This window comes from Streptomyces sp. DSM 40868 (assembly GCF_011820545.1).
Lineage (GTDB): Bacteria > Actinomycetota > Actinomycetes > Streptomycetales > Streptomycetaceae > Streptomyces > Streptomyces eurythermus.
Map to the genome: position 1 here is coordinate 5,962,765 of NZ_CP050504.1, position 16,465 is coordinate 5,979,229.

A 16,465-nucleotide genomic window follows, 5' to 3' on the forward strand; every position below is an offset into this window, starting at 1 on the left:
TATCGGTTTGTTTCGCTACGGAATATTCCGTCTGGCGGAAGATACAAATGAGTGCCACACCGCTCAGGTGCTATTCAGTTGTTCTTTCCGACCAGTGCGTAGGTCTGCGTCGCGATCTCCAGTTCTTCATCCGTCGGCACCACGGCGACCGCCACCCGGGCGGTGTCCGGCGAAATCAGCCGCGCCCCGCCGCCGCGCACGGCGTTGCGCTCGGGGTCGACGGCCAGGCCCAGGCTCTCCAGGCCCGCGATCGCCGCCTCCCGCACCGGTGCCGCGTTCTCCCCGACCCCGGCCGTGAAGGCCACCGCGTCCACGGTGCCGAGCACCGCGTAATAGGCGCCGATGTACTTCCTGATCCGGTGAATGTAAATGTCGAAGGCGAGCGCGGCCTCTTCGTCGCCCTCGTCGATCCGGCGGCGGATCTCCCGCATGTCGTTGTCCCCGCACAGACCGAACAGGCCGCTCCTCTTGTTGAGAAGAGTGTCGATCTCGTCCATGGACATATCGCCAACCCGGGCCAAATGGAAGATGACGGCCGGATCCAGATCACCGGACCGCGTACCCATCACCAGCCCCTCCAAGGGGGTCAGTCCCATGGAGGTGTCCACACAGCGGCCCTTTTCCACCGCGGAGGCGGAGGCGCCGTTGCCCAGGTGCAGCACGATCACGTTGACCTCGGACGGGTCCTTGCCCAGCAGCCGCGCGGTCTCGCGGGAGACGTAGGCGTGCGAGGTGCCGTGGAAGCCGTAGCGGCGGATCCGGTGGCGGTCGGCGATCTTCGGGTCGATGGCGTAGCGCGCCGCGGACTCCGGCATCGTCGTGTGGAACGCGGTGTCGAAGACGGCGACCTGGGGCAGGTCCGGGCGCAGCGCCTGGGCGGTGCGGATGCCGGTGAGGTTGGCCGGGTTGTGCAGCGGGGCGACCGGGATCAGCCGCTCGATCTCGGTGAGCACCTCGTCGTCGATGACGGTGGGCTCGGTGAAGAACATCCCGCCGTGCACCACCCGGTGCCCGATGGCGGCCAGTTCGGGGGAGTCAAGGCCGAGGCCGTCGCGGCTCAGCTCCTCCCCGACCGCCTTGAGGGCGGCCTCGTGGTCGGCGATGGGGCCGGTGTGCTCGCGGGTGCCGCCGCCGGTGAGGCAGGTGTGCTCGATCCGGGAGGTCTGCTCGCCGATCCGCTCGACCAGGCCCACCGCGAGGCGGCTGCTGTCCCGCATGTCCAGCAGCTGGTACTTCAGCGACGAGGAGCCGGAGTTGAGGACGAGGACACGGGTGGGGGAGGTCACTGCTGGGACGCCTTCTCGGTGGGGGTGGGGGTCTGGGCCTGGATCGCCGTGATGGCGACCGTGTTGACGATGTCCTGGACGAGGGCGCCGCGGGACAGGTCGTTGACCGGCTTGCGCAGGCCCTGCAGGACCGGGCCGACGGCGATCGCGCCGGCCGAGCGCTGCACGGCCTTGTAGGTGTTGTTGCCCGTATTGAGGTCCGGGAAGATCAGAACCGTCGCCTGCCCGGCCACATCCGAGTCGGGCAGCTTGGTCGCCGCGACGGACGGCTCCACGGCCGCGTCGTACTGGATCGGGCCCTCGATCTTCAGGTCCGGCCGGCGCGAGCGGGCCAGCTCGGTGGCCTCGCGCACCTTGTCCACGTCGGCGCCCGAGCCGGAGGTGCCGGTGGAGTACGACAGCATCGCGATCCGCGGCTCCACACCGAACCGGGCCGCGGTGGCCGCCGACTGGATGGCGATGTCCGCGAGCTGCTCGGCGTTCGGGTCCGGGTTGACCGCGCAGTCACCGTAGACCAGCACCTTGTCGGCCAGGCACATGAAGAACACCGACGAGACGATGGAGGCGTCCGGCCGGGTCTTGATGATCTCGAAGGCGGGCCGGATGGTGGCGGCCGTGGAGTGCACCGAGCCGGAGACCATGCCGTCGGCCAGGCCCTCCTGGACCATCAGGGTGCCGAAGTAGTTCACGTCGGAGACGACGTCGTAGGCCAGCTCCACCGTGACGCCCTTGTGGGCGCGCAGGGCCGCGTACTTCTCGGCGAAGGCGTCGCGCAGCCCGGAGGTGGCCGGGTCGATCAGCTGGGTGTCGCCGAGGTCGATGCCGAGGTCCGCGGCCTTCTTGCGGATCCGGTCCTCGGGGCCGAGCAGGGTCAGGTCGCACACGCCCCGGCGCAGCAGCACCTCGGCCGCGTGCAGCACCCGCTCCTCGGTGCCCTCCGGGAGCACCACGCGGCGCTTGTCGGAGCGGGCCTGCTCCAGCAGCTTGTGCTCGAACATCATCGGGGTGACCCGGTCGCTGCTCGGCGCCGAGACCCGGCGGGCCAGCTCGGCGGTGTCGACGTGGCGCTCGAACAGGCCGAGCGCGGTCTCCGCCTTGCGCGGGGTGGCCGCGTTCAGCTTGCCCTCCAGGGAGAACAGCTGCTCGGCGGTGGGGAAGCTGTTGCCGGACACCGACAGCACCGGGGTGCCCGGGGCGAGCCGGGCGGCCAGGGTGAGGATCTCGTCGCGCGGCACCTCGTTGAGCGTCAGCAGCACACCGGCGATCGGCGGGGTGCCGGCGCTGTGCGCGGCCAGCGAGCCCACGACCAGGTCGGCCCGGTCGCCCGGGGTGACCACCAGGCAGCCCGGGGTCAGGGCGCCCAGCAGGTTGGGCAACATGGCGCCGCCGAAGACGAAGTTCATCGCGTCCCGGGCGAGGCCGGAGTCGTCGCCGAGCAGCACCCTGGCGTCCAGGGTCTGGGCGATCTGGGCGACCGTCGGCGCGGAGAGGGCGGGCTCGTCCGGGACCACGTAGCAGGGCACCGGCAGCCGGTCGGCCAGCCGCTCGGCGATCTTGTCGCGGTCCTCTCGGGCCACCCGGTTGGTGACCATGGCCAGCACGTCGCAGCCGAGCCCGTCGTAGGCGCGGTAGGCGTTGCGGGTCTCGGCCAGCACCGCCTCGGCGGTCTGCTTGCGGCCGCCCACCACGGGGATGACCGAGGCGCCGAACTCGTTGGCGAGCCGGGCGTTCAGGGACAGCTCGTCCGGCAGCTGGGTGTCGGCGAAGTCGGTGCCGAGGACCAGGACCACGTCGTAGTCCCGGGCCACCAGGTGGAAGCGGTCGACGAGGGCGGAGACCAGCTCGTCCGTGCCCTGCTCGGCCTGGAGCGCGGACGCCTCCCGGTAGTCCATGCCGTAGACCGTCGCCGGGTCCTGCGCGAGGCGGTACCGGGCCCGCAGCAGCTCGAACAGCCGATCGGGCCCGTCGTGGACGAGCGGACGGAACACGCCCACCCGGTCGACCTGCCGGGTGAGGAGTTCCATGACCCCCAGCTCCACGACCTGGCGGCCGTCACCGCGGTCGATCCCGGTCACGTACACGCTGCGCGTCACGTGTCCACTCCGTTCCTCATGTCGCTTCTGTCGCCTCTTCGGCATAAAAATCGCCCACCGAGGTGAGCCGAACCCTCTTGACAATACCCCTGCTGACGGATAAGGCGCCCGTCAGGACTTCACCGCATCGGCGGACGTGAAAGAATCGGCACTGGCTCACCGGCACACGACAGCGAGCAGGAGACACAGCACGATGCGCATCGGAGTTCTCACCGCAGGCGGCGACTGCCCCGGCCTGAACGCCGTGATCCGCTCGGTCGTGCACCGGGCGGTCGCCCAGTACGGGGACGAGGTCATCGGCTTCGAGGACGGCTACCGCGGCCTGCTCGACCGCCACTACCGGCCCCTCGACCTGGACGCGGTCAGCGGCATCCTGGCCCGCGGCGGCACCATCCTCGGCTCCTCCCGCCTGGAGCGCGACCGGCTGCGCGAGGCCTGCGAGGGCGCGGCGGACATGGTCGAGGAGTTCGGCATCGACGCGCTGATCCCGATCGGCGGCGAGGGCACCCTCACCGCGGCCCGCATGCTCTCCGACGCGGGCCTGCCGGTCGTCGGCGTACCGAAGACCATCGACAACGACATCTCCTCCACCGACCGCACCTTCGGCTTCGACACGGCCGTGGGCGTGGCAACCGAGGCGATGGACCGCCTGAAGACCACCGCCGAGTCCCACCAGCGGGTGATGGTCGTCGAGGTCATGGGCCGGCACGCCGGCTGGATCGCCCTGGAGTCCGGCATGGCCGCCGGCGCCCACGGCATCTGCCTGCCCGAGCGGCCCTTCGACCCCGCCGACCTGGTCAAGATGGTCGAGGAGCGGTTCGCCCGCGGCAAGAAGTTCGCGGTCATCTGCGTCGCCGAGGGCGCCCACCCCGCCGAGGGCACCATGGACTACGGCAAGGGCGAGATCGACCAGTACGGCCATGAGCGCTTCCAGGGCATCGGCACCGCCCTCGCCTACGAGCTGGAGCGGCGCCTCGGCAAGGAGGCCAAGCCGGTCATCCTCGGCCACGTCCAGCGCGGCGGCGTCCCCACCGCCTACGACCGCGTCCTCGCCACCCGCTTCGGCTGGCACGCCGTCGAGGCCGCGCACCGCGGCGAGTTCGGCAGGATGACCGCGCTGCGCGGCACCGACATCGTGATGGTGCCGCTCGCGGAGGCCGTCACCGAGCTGAAGACGGTGCCGAAGGACCGCATGGACGAGGCCGAGTCGGTCTTCTAGGACAACCGGTCGCGGCCGGTCGGGAACCGGCCGCGAGCGCCGTCCGTCAGGCGGTCCGGTCCGTCACGGACCGCCAGAAGGCCTCCACGATGGCGTCCAGGAACCGCTGCCCCGGTTCGCCGGCGCTCCGGCTGCCGCCGCCCCAGCCGAGGGTGGCGGCCATGTGCCCCTGGTAGTCCTGGTGCAGCTCCTGAAGGACCGGCTCCAGGACGTCCCGGTCCAGGGGGACGAGCTTCAGCAGCGGCCGCACATACGCCTGCCAGCGGGTCGTCACCGCGCTGCGCAGCAGCTCCGCCAGCTTCGCCTCGCGGCCGGTGACGGCGACGAAGTCGGGCAGCGCCAGCCGGAGGATCCGTGCGAGCGCGGCCGACTGGCGCTCGTTGCCCCGCCACACCCCGCTCTCCTCCGCCCTCAGGTACGCGCGCAGGTCCATGCCGACGGCATGGGCGACGTCCTCGGGCGCCACGGACCGGGCGACGCGATGCTCGCGCAGGGTCCGCGGCCGGCTGATCAGCTCACCCGGCGAACACCACAACACGCCCGCCAGCGCGGTGAGTTCGGGGTTGCCGGGCGAGACCGTGCCGCGCTCCCAGGCGATCACGAGATCGGCGGTGACGTACGGCAGCCCGTACGAGACGCGCATTCCGTGGGCGACGTGCTCGGGCCCCATGCCGAGGGCGGCGCGGAGCCTGCGGGCGGCCGGGGCGTCGAACGGGAGAGCCGGGGGGTTCGGTTGGGCTGAGGGTGGGCGCACCTCGCACAACGTAGGGGCGCGGAGGGGTCCTGACCACGGTCGGTTCCGCCGAGATCACGGATCGTAGGAACGTACGGGGTGATCGCCGGGCATACCCCGGCACCCGGTGTCACCCCCCGTCGCGGCATCACCCCTTCACCGCCCCGCCCAGCGCGAACCCACCGCCCAGCCGCCGGGCCACCAGCACGTACAGCAGGATCACGGGCGTCGAGTAGAGCACGGAGAACGCGGCGAGCTGGCCGTAGGCCACCATGCCCCGGTTGCCGAAGAAGTCGTTGACGCTCACCGAGGCCGGCATCCGGTCGGGGGTGAGCAGCAGCATGAACGGGACGAAGAAGTTCCCCCACATCATCACGAACGAGAACACCGTCACCACGGCCAGCCCGGGCCCCATCAGCGGCAGCACGATCCGCACCAGCGACTGCGCCGCCGAGGCCCCGTCCGTCCAGGCCGCCTCCTCCAGCTCCCTCGGCACACTGTCCATGAAATTCTTCATCAGCCAGATGGCGAAGGGGAGTTGGGAGGCGGCGAAGAAGAAGACGGTGCCCTGGAGGGTGTCGATCAGGTTCACCCGGACGAACAGGGCGTACACCGGCACCATGATCGCCGTGATGGGCAGGCTGGTCGCGAACAGGATGGTCAGCAGGAACGGCCGGTTCAGCCGGGAGGGGAACCGGGACAGCGGGTACGCGGCGAGGGCCGCGCAGCCGACGGTCAGCGCCGTGCCGCCCCCGCACAGCAGCAGGCTGTTGAGCAGCGGCGTGTAGGTGATGTCGGGGGTGAGGACCGCGCGGAAGTTGTCCAGGGTGAGCCCGTCCGGGACCCGTACCCGCAGGCCGGCGCCCGGGTCCACGGCGGACAGCAGCACCCAGGCCAGCGGCAGCGCGAAGGCGGCGGCCATGGCGAGCAGCGCGAGGTCGGCGGCGAGCCGCCGGGTGGCGCGCCGGCGGAACGGGCCCCGGCGGGAGGCGCGTGGGCGTGGGGCGCGTCGGCGGGGCATCAGACCTCCGTCCGCAGCAGCCGCAGATAGACCACGGAGAACAGGGAGCCGACCAGCAGCAGGAGCAGCGCGACCGCCGTGCCGTACCCGATCATGCTGTTCTGGAACGCCTGTTCGTACATGAACAGCGGCAGGGTCTGGCTGCGGTCGCCGGGCCCGCCCCGCGTCATCACCCAGATCAGCCCGAACACCGAGAGCGTCTGGAGGGTGTTGAGCATCAGGTTGGTGCCGATGGAGCGGCGGATCATCGGCAGCGTGATGTGCCACAGCCGCCGCCATCCGCCGGCCCCGTCCACCTCGGCGGCCTCGGTGATCTCGGCGGGGATCTCGTCCAGCGCGGCGGAGTACACCAGCATCGAGAACGCCGTCCCGCGCCAGACGTTGGCGAAGGACACGGCGAGGATGGGCAGCGTGAACAGCCAGTTCTGCCGGGGCAGCCCCAGCCAGTCCAGGACGGCGTTCAGCGTGCCCTCGCGGCGGAAGAACGCGTACAGCAGGAACCCGGCCACCACCTCCGGCAGCACCCACGCGGTGATCACCACCCCGCCGGTGAGGGTGCGGACGGGTTTCGAGGCGCGCTTCATCAGCGCGGCCAGCGCGAGCCCGAGGGTGTTCTGCCCGACGAGCGAGGACAGCACCGTGAACACCAGGGTCAGCCGTACGGCGTTCACGAACGCGTCGTCCCTCAAGGCCCGGCGGAAGTTGGCGAGGCCGGTGAAGGAGGAGTGGGCCTGGCCGGTGAGCTGGAGGTCGGTGAAGGCGATCCAGACGCAGTAGGCGATCGGCCCGGCGAGGAAGAGCAGCAGCAGGACCAGCGCGGGAAGGAGCGGGAGGGCCCGGACGGCCGGGTGCCCGCGCCTCACCTGCGGACCACTCGGCCGCCGGTGACGTCCTTGACGGTGGCGTCGTAGCCGCTCGCCGCCTCCGCCACCGACAGGTCACCGGTCGTGACGCCCTCCATGGCCTCCTGGATGGCGGTCGACACCTTCGGGTACGCCGGGTACGCGGGCCGGTAGTGCGTGTGGGCCACCAGGCCGGTGAAGAACCGCAGGCCGGGCTGGGCGCCGGTGTACGCGGGGTCGGCGGCGACGTCCTCGCGTACGGCGATGCCGGAGTTGGCGATGTACCACTTGCGGGCGTTGTCCTTCGTCTGGAGCGTCTTGACGAAGTCGAAGGCGAGGCCGGGGTTGGCCGCCTTCGCCGGGATGGCCCAGGTCCAGCCGCCGGACATGCTCACCTTGCCGGGCGCCTGGCCGTGCTGGGTGGGCATGGCGGCGAGCCCCAGCCGCCGGGACCAGTCGGGCCACTCGTGCCCGGAACCCGGCAGCCAGGCCAGCGGCAGCCAGGAGCCGTCGAGGGCGATGCCGAGCTTCCCCTGGGGGAGCAGTTCGCCGTTGACGGTGGTGTTGAAGTTCGGGTCGAGGGCGTCGGAGACGTCGGGGCCGAGTTTCTCCCGGTAGACGGTCTCCACGAACGTCAGCGCGTCCTTGAAGCCCCGGGACCCGACGACCCACTTGCCGGCGGTGTCGTCGTACAGCGGGTCCGAGGAGCCGTCGCCCGTGCCGTACAGGAGCATCTGGAAGCCCTGCATCGTGGCCCGTTCACCCGCCGGTTTGCCGGTGTAGACGTTGAGCGGGACGACGCCGGGGACCTTCCGCTTGATGGTGCGGGCGGCGGTCAGGACGTCCGCCCAGGTCCGCGGCCGCCAGTCCGCCGGCAGGCCCGCCTTCGCGAACACCCGCCTGTCGTACCAGAGTCCGCGGGTGTCCGTGCCGTCCGGCACCCCGTACGTCTTCCCGTCCCGGCCCTTCGCCGCCGCCTTCGCGCTGCCGATGAACTGCTTCCAGTCCGGCCACTTGGCCAGATAGGCGTCGAGCGGTCTCAAGTACCCGCTGGTGATGTCGGAGTTGATGAGGAAGGTGTCCTCGTAGACCAGGTCCGGGGCGGTGCGCGGGGAGCGCAGCATCTGCTGGAGCTTGGTGTAGTACTCCGCGTCCGGTGCCTTGATCGGCACGAACTCCACCTTCTTGCCGGGGTGTTCGCGCTCGAACTGCTTCCTGACATCGGTCAGGTAGGTGTCCGCCACCTTGACGGAGTTGTCGGTGGACTGCTTGTACGACACCTTGACCGTGTCCGGGTCGCGACCGGAACCGCTGCCGCAGGCGGCGAGCGCGGTGACGGAGACGGCGGCGGCGAGGAGGGTGGAGAGGGCGGCGGTGGGGCGCACGGGCATGACCTCCTGAGCGCACGTGGGGGTGGCGCGGAGATGACTGCCGTGTGAAGGTAAGAGCGCTGCTCCGGTCAGGTCAATGCGTCTGCGGGGTGATAGCGCGCGCCGGCCGGGCCGCCCCGGGCACCGCCCGGTCCGCCGTACCCGGGCGGGGGCGGCCGGGGTACGCCCCCGCGCCGTGGCCTTCACCGCCCCTGCGGCACCCACCGGTACACCAGCTCCGGCCGGCCCACCTGCCCGTACAGCGGGCTCCGGGCGGCGCGGCCCGTGTCCACCAGGTGTTCCAGGTAGCGGCGGGCCGTGATGCGGGAGATGCCCACCGCCTCGGCCAGCCCGGTCGCCGTGAGCCCGTCCGGCGCCTCCCGCAGCGCGCCCGTCACCCGTTGCAGCGTCGGTGCGCTCAGGCCCTTCGGCAGGGCCGCCGGCGTGGGGGCGCGCAGGGCCGCCAGGGCCCGGTCGACCTCGTCCTGGCCGCTCGCCTCGCCCGCCGCCGCGTGGAACTCGGCGTAGCGCATCAGCCGGTCCCGGAGCGTCGCGAAGGTGAACGGTTTCAGGACGTACTGGACGACGCCCAGCGAGACGCCCTCCCGCACCACCGCCAGGTCCCGCGCCGAGGTCACCGCGATCACGTCCGCGTGGTGCCCGCCCGCGCGCAGCGACCTGGCCAGCTGCAAGCCGTGCACGTCGGGCAGGTGCAGGTCCAGCAGGAGCAGGTCCACCGGGGTGCGGTCCAGGATCCGCCGGGCCTCCGCGCCCGTGTGCGCCTTCCCGACCGCGACGAACCCCGGCACCCGGCCGACGTACATCACGTGCGCGTCGGCGGCCACCGGGTCGTCCTCGACGACGAGGACGCGGATGGGCTGCCGTTCGTCCGTCATCCGCCGCCGCCCAGGGGTGCGCTTGCGCCGCTGCCCGTGGTCGCGGCTCCGTCGCCCCGGGGCGCGTAGCCGCCGCTGCCCGGAGTCGCGGATCCACCGGCGGGAGACGGATGTCCGCCGCCACCCAGGGACGCGGGTCCGTCGCCCGCGGACGTGCATGCGCCGCCTGGTGACGCGCAGCCGTCGCTGCCCGTGGTCGCCGGTCCGTCGCCTGGGGGCGCGTATCCGCCACCGCGCGCGGACGCGTGCCCGTCGCCTGGGAGTCCGTGTCCGCCACCGCGCGCGGACGCGTACCCGTCGCCTGGGAGCCCGTGTCCACCACCGCCCGAGGGCGCGGCCCCGTTGCCCGTCGACGTGCATGCGCCGCCTGGTGACGCGTACGCGTCGTCGCCTGTAGTCGCGGATCCGCCGCCCGGTGACGCGCCTGCGCCACCGTCCAGGGACGTGCGCAACGGCAACCGCACCTCGAACACCGCTCCGCCCTCGCCGTCCTCGCCGGACCCCGTCACCGTCAGCGTGCCCTCGTGGCGGGTCACCGCCTGCCGGGCCAGGGCCAGCCCGAGTCCCCGCCCGCCCGGCCCGGCCGGCTTGGTGGAGAACCCCCGCTGGAACACCAGGCCGGCGTGCGCCGGGTCGACGCCGGGGCCGGTGTCCGAGACCCGCAGCACCAGCTCGGCGCCCGAAGCGTACGCCGTCACCGTCACCCGCGCCCGGACGCTGCCCTGGGCCGCGTCCACCGCGTTGTCGATCAGGTTGCCGAGGATCGTGACCAGGTCCCGGGCCGGCAGCTCGGCCGGCAGCAGGCCGTCGTCCAGGCGGCTGTCCGGGGAGACCACCAGCTCCACGCCCCGCTCGTGCGCCTGGGCGGTCTTGCCCAGCAGCAGCGCGGCCAGCACCGGCTCGCCGACCGCCGCCACCACCTGGTCGGTGAGGGCCTGGGCCAGCTCCAGCTCGGCCGTGGCGAACTCGACCGCCTCCTCGGCCCGGCCCAGTTCGATCAGCGAGACGACCGTGTGCAGCCGGTTCGCGGCCTCGTGCGCCTGCGAGCGCAGCGCCTGCGTGAAGCCGCGCTCGGAGTCCAGTTCGCCCATCAGGGACTGGAGTTCGGTGACGTCCCGGAGCGTGACGACCGTGCCCCGGCGCTCGCCCCCGGACACCGGGGAGGTGTTCACCACCAGCACCCGGGACGCGGTCAGGTGCACCTCGTCCACCCGGGGCTCGGAGGACAGCAGGGCACCGGTCAGCGGGGCCGGCAGGCCGAGCCCGGCGACCGAGCGGCCGATCAGTTCCGCGTCCGGGGTGCCGCCGAGCCCCAGCAGCTCCCGGCCGCCGTCGTTGACCAGGGCGACGCGGTACTGGCCGTCGAGCATGAGCAGCCCTTCCCGGACCGCGTGCAGCGCCGCCTGGTGGTAGTCGTGCATCCGGCTCAGCTCGGTGGCGTTCATGTTGTGGGTGTGGCGGCGCAGCCGGGCGTTGATCACGTAGGTGCCGACCGCGCCCAGTACCAGCGCCCCGCCGGCCACCCCGAGCAGCGCGGTGACCTGGTCCTGGATCCGGGCGCTGATCGTCTCGACCTTGATGCCGGCGCTCACCAGCCCGGTGATCCGGCCGCCGTCCGTGACCGGGGTCACCGCGCGGACGGACGGGCCGAGCGTGCCGGTGTAGGTCTCGGTGAAGGTACGGCCGTGCCGGGCGGGTTCGATGCTGCCGAGGAAGCGTCTGCCGATCTGCGCGCGGTCCGGGTGGGTCCAGCGGATGCCGGACGGGTCCATGATCGTCACGAAGTCGACGTTGGCGTCCCGGGTGACCTGGAGGGCGTACGGCTCCAGCCGGGCCGTGGGGTCGGGGCCGCGGATCGCCGCGCGGACCGAGGGGGCGTCGGCGACCGACCGGGCCACCGCCGTGGCCTGCCGGGCGGCGGCCTCCTCGGCCTGCCGCCGGTCGCTGACGTAGGTGAAGAGCGCGTACCCGGCCACGACCACCGCGATCAGCACGGCCTGCATGGCGAACAGCTGGCCGGCCAGGCTGCGGGGTCGGGGGAGGGCGGGCAGACGCATGTCAGCAGTGTGCCTCTCCGTCCGATCGTGAACTAAATGAACGGAAGGGTGACCGCCCTCACAGGCCGGGAGATAGTCACGGCGTTCCCAACAACGCCCGGACGTGAGCCGCACGCCGGTTGTTCGCCGACGAAGACGTCAAGGAGGGCAGTCGTGGCCGCCAGCCCCGCCGATACGGCATCTGCCGCACCCCGCGCCCAGCGGGACCGGACCCATTACCTGTACATCGCCGTCATCGCGGCGGTCGCGCTCGGCATCGCCGTGGGCCTGATCTGGCCCGACGCGGCGGTGGAGCTGAAGCCGCTGGGCACCGGCTTTGTGAACCTGATCAAGATGATGATCTCGCCGATCATCTTCTGCACGATCGTGCTCGGTATCGGTTCGGTACGGAAAGCCGCGAAGGTCGGGGCCGTCGGCGGTATCGCCCTCGGCTACTTCCTGGTGATGTCGCTCGTCGCGCTCGCCATCGGTCTCGTGGTCGGCAATGTGCTGCACCCGGGCGACGGGCTGCACCTGACCGACGCGCTCCGCAAGAGCGGGCACGCCCAGGTGGAGAGCGACGCGCTGCCGCCGGTGGACTTCGTGCTGTCGATCATCCCGAACACGTTCGTGTCCGCGTTCACCCAGGGCCAGGTGCTCCAGACGCTGCTGGTGGCGCTGCTCGCCGGGTTCGCTCTCCAGGCCATGGGCCCGGCCGGGCAGCCGGTGCTGCGCGGGATCGAGCACCTCCAGCGGCTCGTCTTCCGCATCCTGTCGATGGTGATGTGGGCGGCGCCGGTCGGCGCGTTCGGCGCGATCGCGGCCGTGGTCGGCTCCGCCGGCGTCGACGCGCTCAAGAGCCTCGCCGTGCTGATGCTCGGCTTCTACGTCACCTGCTTCCTGTTCGTCTTCCTGGTGCTGGGCGCGCTGCTGCGGATCGTCGCGGGGCTGAACGTCTTCTCGCTGTTCAAGTACCTCGCCCGCGAGTTCCTGCTGATCCTGTCCACGTCGTCGTCGGAGTCCGCGCTGCCCCGGCTGATCGCGAAGATGGAGCACCTGGGCGTCAGCCGGCCGGTGGTCGGCATCACCGTGCCGACGGGCTACTCGTTCAACCTCGACGGCACGATGATCTACATGACCATGGCGTCGCTGTACATCGCGGACGCGCTGGGGACGCCGATGTCGGTGGGCGAGCAGATCCCGCTGCTGCTGTTCCTGCTGCTGGCGTCCAAGGGCGCGGCCGGCGTCAGCGGCGCGGGCCTCGCCACGCTGGCCGGCGGCCTGCAGTCGCACAAGCCGGCCCTGGTCGACGGCGTCGGGCTGATCGTCGGCATCGACCGCTTCATGAGCGAGGCGCGGGCCCTGACGAACTTCGCGGGCAACGCGGTGGCGACGGTCCTGGTCGGGACGTGGACCAAGGAGATCGACAAGGACCGGGTGCGCCGGGTGCTGGCCGGCGAGGTGCCGTTCGACGAGACCACGCTGCTGGACGAGGGGCGGTCCTCGGTGAGCGAGACCCCGTCGGCCCGGGAGGAGGGGCTGGTCAAGGCCTGAGCGCCCGCCGCCGTTCTCCGGCCGTCCGGCCCCGCCTGAACCGGGGCCGGACGGCCGGTTTTTCATCGGTCCACGGCATTTCCGCGCCCTTTCCACGAAGCTTCCGAGCCGCTTCTACGCCACCTCGGCCACCAGTTCCATGGCCCGGGAGGCGGGCACGCCCGCCGCGGTCAGGACGGCGACCGTGGCCGAGCGGCCCGCCTGCGCCGCTGCCAGGAGGCCGTCGTTCACCGCCTCCATCAGGGCGAACAGCATCTGCTCGTGGACGTACGCCAGCGCCGGGGCGGGCAGCGGCGACTGGAACACGCCCGTGTCCAGCCCGCGCTGGAGCAGCCGCACCTTCGCCTCGCGCAGGGGGGCGAGGCGGTCGCGGATGCCCTGGACGGTAACCGTCCGCTGGGCCAGCGCGATCAGCAGCCGGTAGCGGTCGGCGGTCTGCCAGACCGCGAGCACCGACCGGGCCACCGCCTCCGCCGGGTCCGTCACCCCCGCCCGGCCCGCCGCGTCGGCGTCCGCCAGCGCCTGCACCGCCTCGTCCACGAGCGTGCTGATCAGCGCCTCGCGGCTCGGGAAGTGGCCGTACACCGTCCGTCGTACGACGCCTGCCGCGCGGGCGATCTGGTCCATGGACGCGTCGGGATCGCGCAGCAGCTCCGCGAGGGCGACGTCGAGGATGCGGCGCCGGTTTGCGTCGGCGCGGCTGGTGTTACCCGTGGTCATGGCGGTCATTGTGCCTTCCCGACCCCCTTCGGACTGGACTTGCACAGTCCTGTGCAACGTCGTACATTGCACATAGTTGTGCAATTGCACGTTACTGTGCAAGTCCGTCGCGTACCCGAGGAAGGCGACCCCTGCCATGCGACTCGTCATGACCGAACCGGTCGAGAGGATGGAGCGCCCCTACGCCCGGCGATGGTGGGCGCTGCTGGTGCTCTGCCTCAGCCTGCTGATCATCGTGATGGCGAACACCGCCCTCACGGTCGCCGCGCCCGACATGACGAAGGACCTCGGGCTCTCCAGCGCCGACCTGCAGTGGGTGATCGACGGCTACACCGTGCCGTACGCGGCGCTGATGCTGCTGCTCGGCGCGATCGGCGACAAGTACAGCCGGCGCGGAGCGCTCGTCCTCGGCCTGGTGGTGTTCGGCGGCGGAGCCGTCTTCGGCTACCTCGCCGACAGCGCGGCGACCGTCATCGCGGCCCGCGCCGTGATGGGCGTCGGCGCGGCGCTGATCATGCCGGCCACGCTGTCACTGCTCGCCGCGACCTTCCCGCGCGCCGAGCGGGCCAAGGCCATCACCCTGTGGACCGCCACCGCCGGGCTCGCCATCGCCGCCGGACCGGTGGTGGCCGGCGCCCTGCTGCGCGACCACGGCTGGTCCTCCACCTTCCTGATCAACGTGCCCGTCGCGGCCGTCGCGCTGATCGCCGCCTTCGTCCTCGTCCCGCCGTCCAAGGCGGGCCATCACGACCGCATCGACTACGTCGGCGGCGTGCTGTCGGTGATCTGGACCGCCGCGCTCGTCTACATGATCATCGAGGGTCCGCACTTCGGCTGGGGCGCCAAGGCCGTCGGCGCGGCCGTCGTCGCCGGCGTGGGCCTGGTCGCCTTCGTGCTGTGGGAGCTGCGCCACCCGCGCCCGATCCTGGACGTGCGCCGCTTCACCGCCCGCCGGTTCGCGGGCTCCAACCTCGCCGTCGCCCTGTTCTTCCTGGCCGTCTTCGGCGCCTTCTACTACCTGACCCAGCACCTGCAGTTCGTCCTCGGCTACGACGCCCTGCAGACCGGTGTGCGCATGCTGCCGCTGGCCGGCGCGGTCTTCGTCGGCTCGGCCCTGACCGCCCTGCTCACCCCGCGCGTCGGCATGAAGTGGACCGTCGGCGCGGGCATGGCCGGCGGCACGATCGCCCTCGCGCTGCTCACCCGGGTCGACGCGGGCTCCACGTACGGCGACTTCGTGGCGCCCCTGATCATCCTGGGCCTTGCGATAGGCCTGGCGCTCTCGCCCTGCACCGACGCCATCATGGGCGCGTTCCCCGAGTCGGAGCTGGGCGTCGGCGGCGCCGTCAACGACACCTCGCTGGAGCTGGGCGGCTCGCTCGGCATCGCCATCCTCGGCTCCCTGCTGGCCACCTCCTACAGCGACCACCTGTCCGACGCCACGAAGGGCAGCAAGCTCCCGGCGAGCGCCCTGGACACCGCGCAGGACTCCGTCGGCGCCGGGTACGCCGTCGCGCAGGGCATCGGCGAGAAGGCGCACCAGGCCGCCGCGCGGGCCCAGCAGGCGACCGACCCGCAGCAGGCCGCGCAGCTCAAGCAGCAGGCCGGCGAGCTGGCCTCCGGCGCCCGGCAGATGGCCGACGCGGTCGGCTCCGCCTTCTCCGACGCGGTCGCCCACACCAGCCTGGTCGGCGCGGTGATCCTGGGCGTCGGCACGGTCCTGGTGGCCGTCCTGCTGCCGCGCCGGGAAGCCGCGACCGCGGAGAAGCAGGACGCGGAGAAGGAGCTGGCGGACAGCAAGACCGCCTGACCCTCCGAGGGGGAGCGCGAGACCGGCCGGGACCGACGTCCCGGCCGGTCTTGCGTTGACGCCGACGTCAACCCGTACCGTCGGGGCATGCGAATCGGCGAGCTGGCCGCACGGGCCGGAACCACGACCCGCACCCTGCGCTACTACGAGTCCCGCGGGCTGCTGCCGGCCCGGCGCGACGCCCAGGGACACCGGACGTACGACGAGGGCGATCTGCGGCTGCTGGCCCAGATCCGCACCCTGCGGGACTTCGGCTTCGACCTGGAGGAGACCCGGCCGTTCGTGGAGTGTCTGCGGGCCGGGCACCCGGAGGGCGATGCCTGCCCGGCCTCGCTGGTGGTCTACCGGCACAAGCTGGCCGAGCTGGACGCGCTCATCGGACAGCTGAGCGCCGTACGGGAGACGGTCGCGGGGCAGCTGGCGCGGGCCGAGCGGGCGCGCGACGAGCTGGCCGCCGAGGCGCTGGTTCCGGGTGGTCCGGAACCGCGGTGCGAACTGGGAGGGCGGCAGTGATGGGCAAAGCGGCGGGTGTGGCGGAAGTGGGGGACGCGGACTTCGCGACCGAGGTCCTGGAAGCGGAACTGCCGGTGCTGGTGGAGTTCACGGCCGACTGGTGCCCGCCGTGCCGGCAGATGGCGCCGGTGCTCAGCCGGCTCGCGGCCGAGGAGGGGGAGCGGCTCAAGGTCGTCCAGCTGGACGTGGACCACAACCCGGACACCACGAACACCTACAAGGTGCTGTCGATGCCGACGTTCATGGTGTTCCGGGGCGGTGAGCCGGTGAAGGCGATGGTGGGCGCGCGCCCCCAGCGGCGGCTGCTGGAGGAGCTGGCCGACGTGCTGTGAAACGCCGCGGCCGGACACCGAAAATCCCCCGGGCAATTGC

Annotated in this window: 14 protein-coding genes; 5 read left to right on the top strand and 9 right to left on the bottom strand. The window is 72.0% G+C overall.

Features of this window, described 5'->3' with window-relative positions; translation table 11 throughout:
* Window positions 1–74 precede the first annotated feature (74 nt).
* Both HB370_RS27290 and pta read right to left on the bottom strand, forming a co-directional pair.
* Entirely contained in the window at window positions 75–1,286 is a 1,212-nt protein-coding gene (locus HB370_RS27290; protein ID WP_030790169.1) for an acetate kinase, read from the bottom strand.
* Complete coding sequence (pta, locus tag HB370_RS27295) at window positions 1,283–3,379, bottom strand: phosphate acetyltransferase (protein ID WP_030790172.1); 2,097 nt, start codon at window positions 3,377–3,379, stop codon at window positions 1,283–1,285. The genes HB370_RS27290 and pta overlap by 4 nt, the downstream gene beginning before the upstream one ends.
* A 193-nt stretch (window positions 3,380–3,572) precedes the next feature.
* On the opposite strand from pta, the gene HB370_RS27300 reads away from it, so the two are divergent.
* Window positions 3,573–4,598: an ATP-dependent 6-phosphofructokinase gene (locus HB370_RS27300; RefSeq protein ID WP_030790176.1), complete on the top strand. Its 1,026-nt coding sequence runs from the start codon at window positions 3,573–3,575 to the stop codon at window positions 4,596–4,598.
* Between the two features lie 46 nt (window positions 4,599–4,644).
* Here the strand turns inward: HB370_RS27300 and HB370_RS27305 are convergent, their stop codons facing one another.
* From HB370_RS27305 to HB370_RS27330, 6 genes are all read right to left on the bottom strand, one after another.
* Window positions 4,645–5,352 (bottom strand): transcriptional regulator, encoded by a 708-nt coding sequence (locus tag HB370_RS27305; RefSeq protein WP_030790180.1) that lies wholly within the window; start codon window positions 5,350–5,352, stop codon window positions 4,645–4,647.
* A gap of 127 nt (window positions 5,353–5,479) precedes the next feature.
* Window positions 5,480–6,352, bottom strand: coding sequence for a carbohydrate ABC transporter permease (locus HB370_RS27310; RefSeq protein ID WP_030790183.1), 873 nt, complete (start codon window positions 6,350–6,352; stop codon window positions 5,480–5,482).
* On the bottom strand, window positions 6,352–7,215 hold the full coding sequence (locus HB370_RS27315) for a sugar ABC transporter permease (RefSeq protein WP_030790186.1): 864 nt from the start codon (window positions 7,213–7,215) through the stop codon (window positions 6,352–6,354). The genes HB370_RS27310 and HB370_RS27315 overlap by 1 nt, the downstream gene beginning before the upstream one ends.
* The gene (locus tag HB370_RS27320; RefSeq protein ID WP_030790189.1) at window positions 7,212–8,585 is read right to left on the bottom strand and encodes an extracellular solute-binding protein; all 1,374 of its coding nucleotides are present in this window, start codon (window positions 8,583–8,585) and stop codon (window positions 7,212–7,214) included. The genes HB370_RS27315 and HB370_RS27320 overlap by 4 nt, the downstream gene beginning before the upstream one ends.
* 182 nt (window positions 8,586–8,767) lie before the next feature.
* On the bottom strand, window positions 8,768–9,460 hold the full coding sequence (locus HB370_RS27325; protein ID WP_030790192.1) for a response regulator: 693 nt from the start codon (window positions 9,458–9,460) through the stop codon (window positions 8,768–8,770).
* Window positions 9,457–11,517: a sensor histidine kinase gene (locus HB370_RS27330; RefSeq protein ID WP_244405649.1), complete on the bottom strand. Its 2,061-nt coding sequence runs from the start codon at window positions 11,515–11,517 to the stop codon at window positions 9,457–9,459. The genes HB370_RS27325 and HB370_RS27330 overlap by 4 nt, the downstream gene beginning before the upstream one ends.
* Window positions 11,518–11,670: 153 nt before the next feature.
* Between HB370_RS27330 and HB370_RS27335 the strand changes: the two genes are divergently transcribed.
* A complete protein-coding gene (locus HB370_RS27335; RefSeq protein WP_030790198.1) occupies window positions 11,671–13,050 on the top strand; it encodes a cation:dicarboxylase symporter family transporter in 1,380 nt (459 codons plus the stop codon).
* A gap of 114 nt (window positions 13,051–13,164) precedes the next feature.
* Here HB370_RS27335 and HB370_RS27340 read toward each other — a convergent pair whose 3' ends face one another.
* Complete coding sequence (locus HB370_RS27340; protein ID WP_030790202.1) at window positions 13,165–13,779, bottom strand: TetR/AcrR family transcriptional regulator; 615 nt, start codon at window positions 13,777–13,779, stop codon at window positions 13,165–13,167.
* A 127-nt stretch (window positions 13,780–13,906) separates the two neighbouring features.
* Here HB370_RS27340 and HB370_RS27345 point away from each other — a divergent pair, with 127 nt between their 5' ends.
* From HB370_RS27345 to HB370_RS27355, 3 genes are all read left to right on the top strand, one after another.
* Window positions 13,907–15,580, top strand: a complete 1,674-nt coding sequence (locus HB370_RS27345) for an MFS transporter (RefSeq protein ID WP_030790205.1) — start codon at window positions 13,907–13,909, stop codon at window positions 15,578–15,580.
* Window positions 15,581–15,667: 87 nt separating this feature from the next.
* A complete protein-coding gene (locus tag HB370_RS27350) occupies window positions 15,668–16,093 on the top strand; it encodes a MerR family transcriptional regulator (RefSeq protein WP_030790208.1) in 426 nt (141 codons plus the stop codon).
* Window positions 16,093–16,425 (top strand): thioredoxin domain-containing protein, encoded by a 333-nt coding sequence (locus HB370_RS27355; protein WP_030790211.1) that lies wholly within the window; start codon window positions 16,093–16,095, stop codon window positions 16,423–16,425. The genes HB370_RS27350 and HB370_RS27355 overlap by 1 nt, the downstream gene beginning before the upstream one ends.
* Window positions 16,426–16,465: the final 40 nt, after the last annotated feature.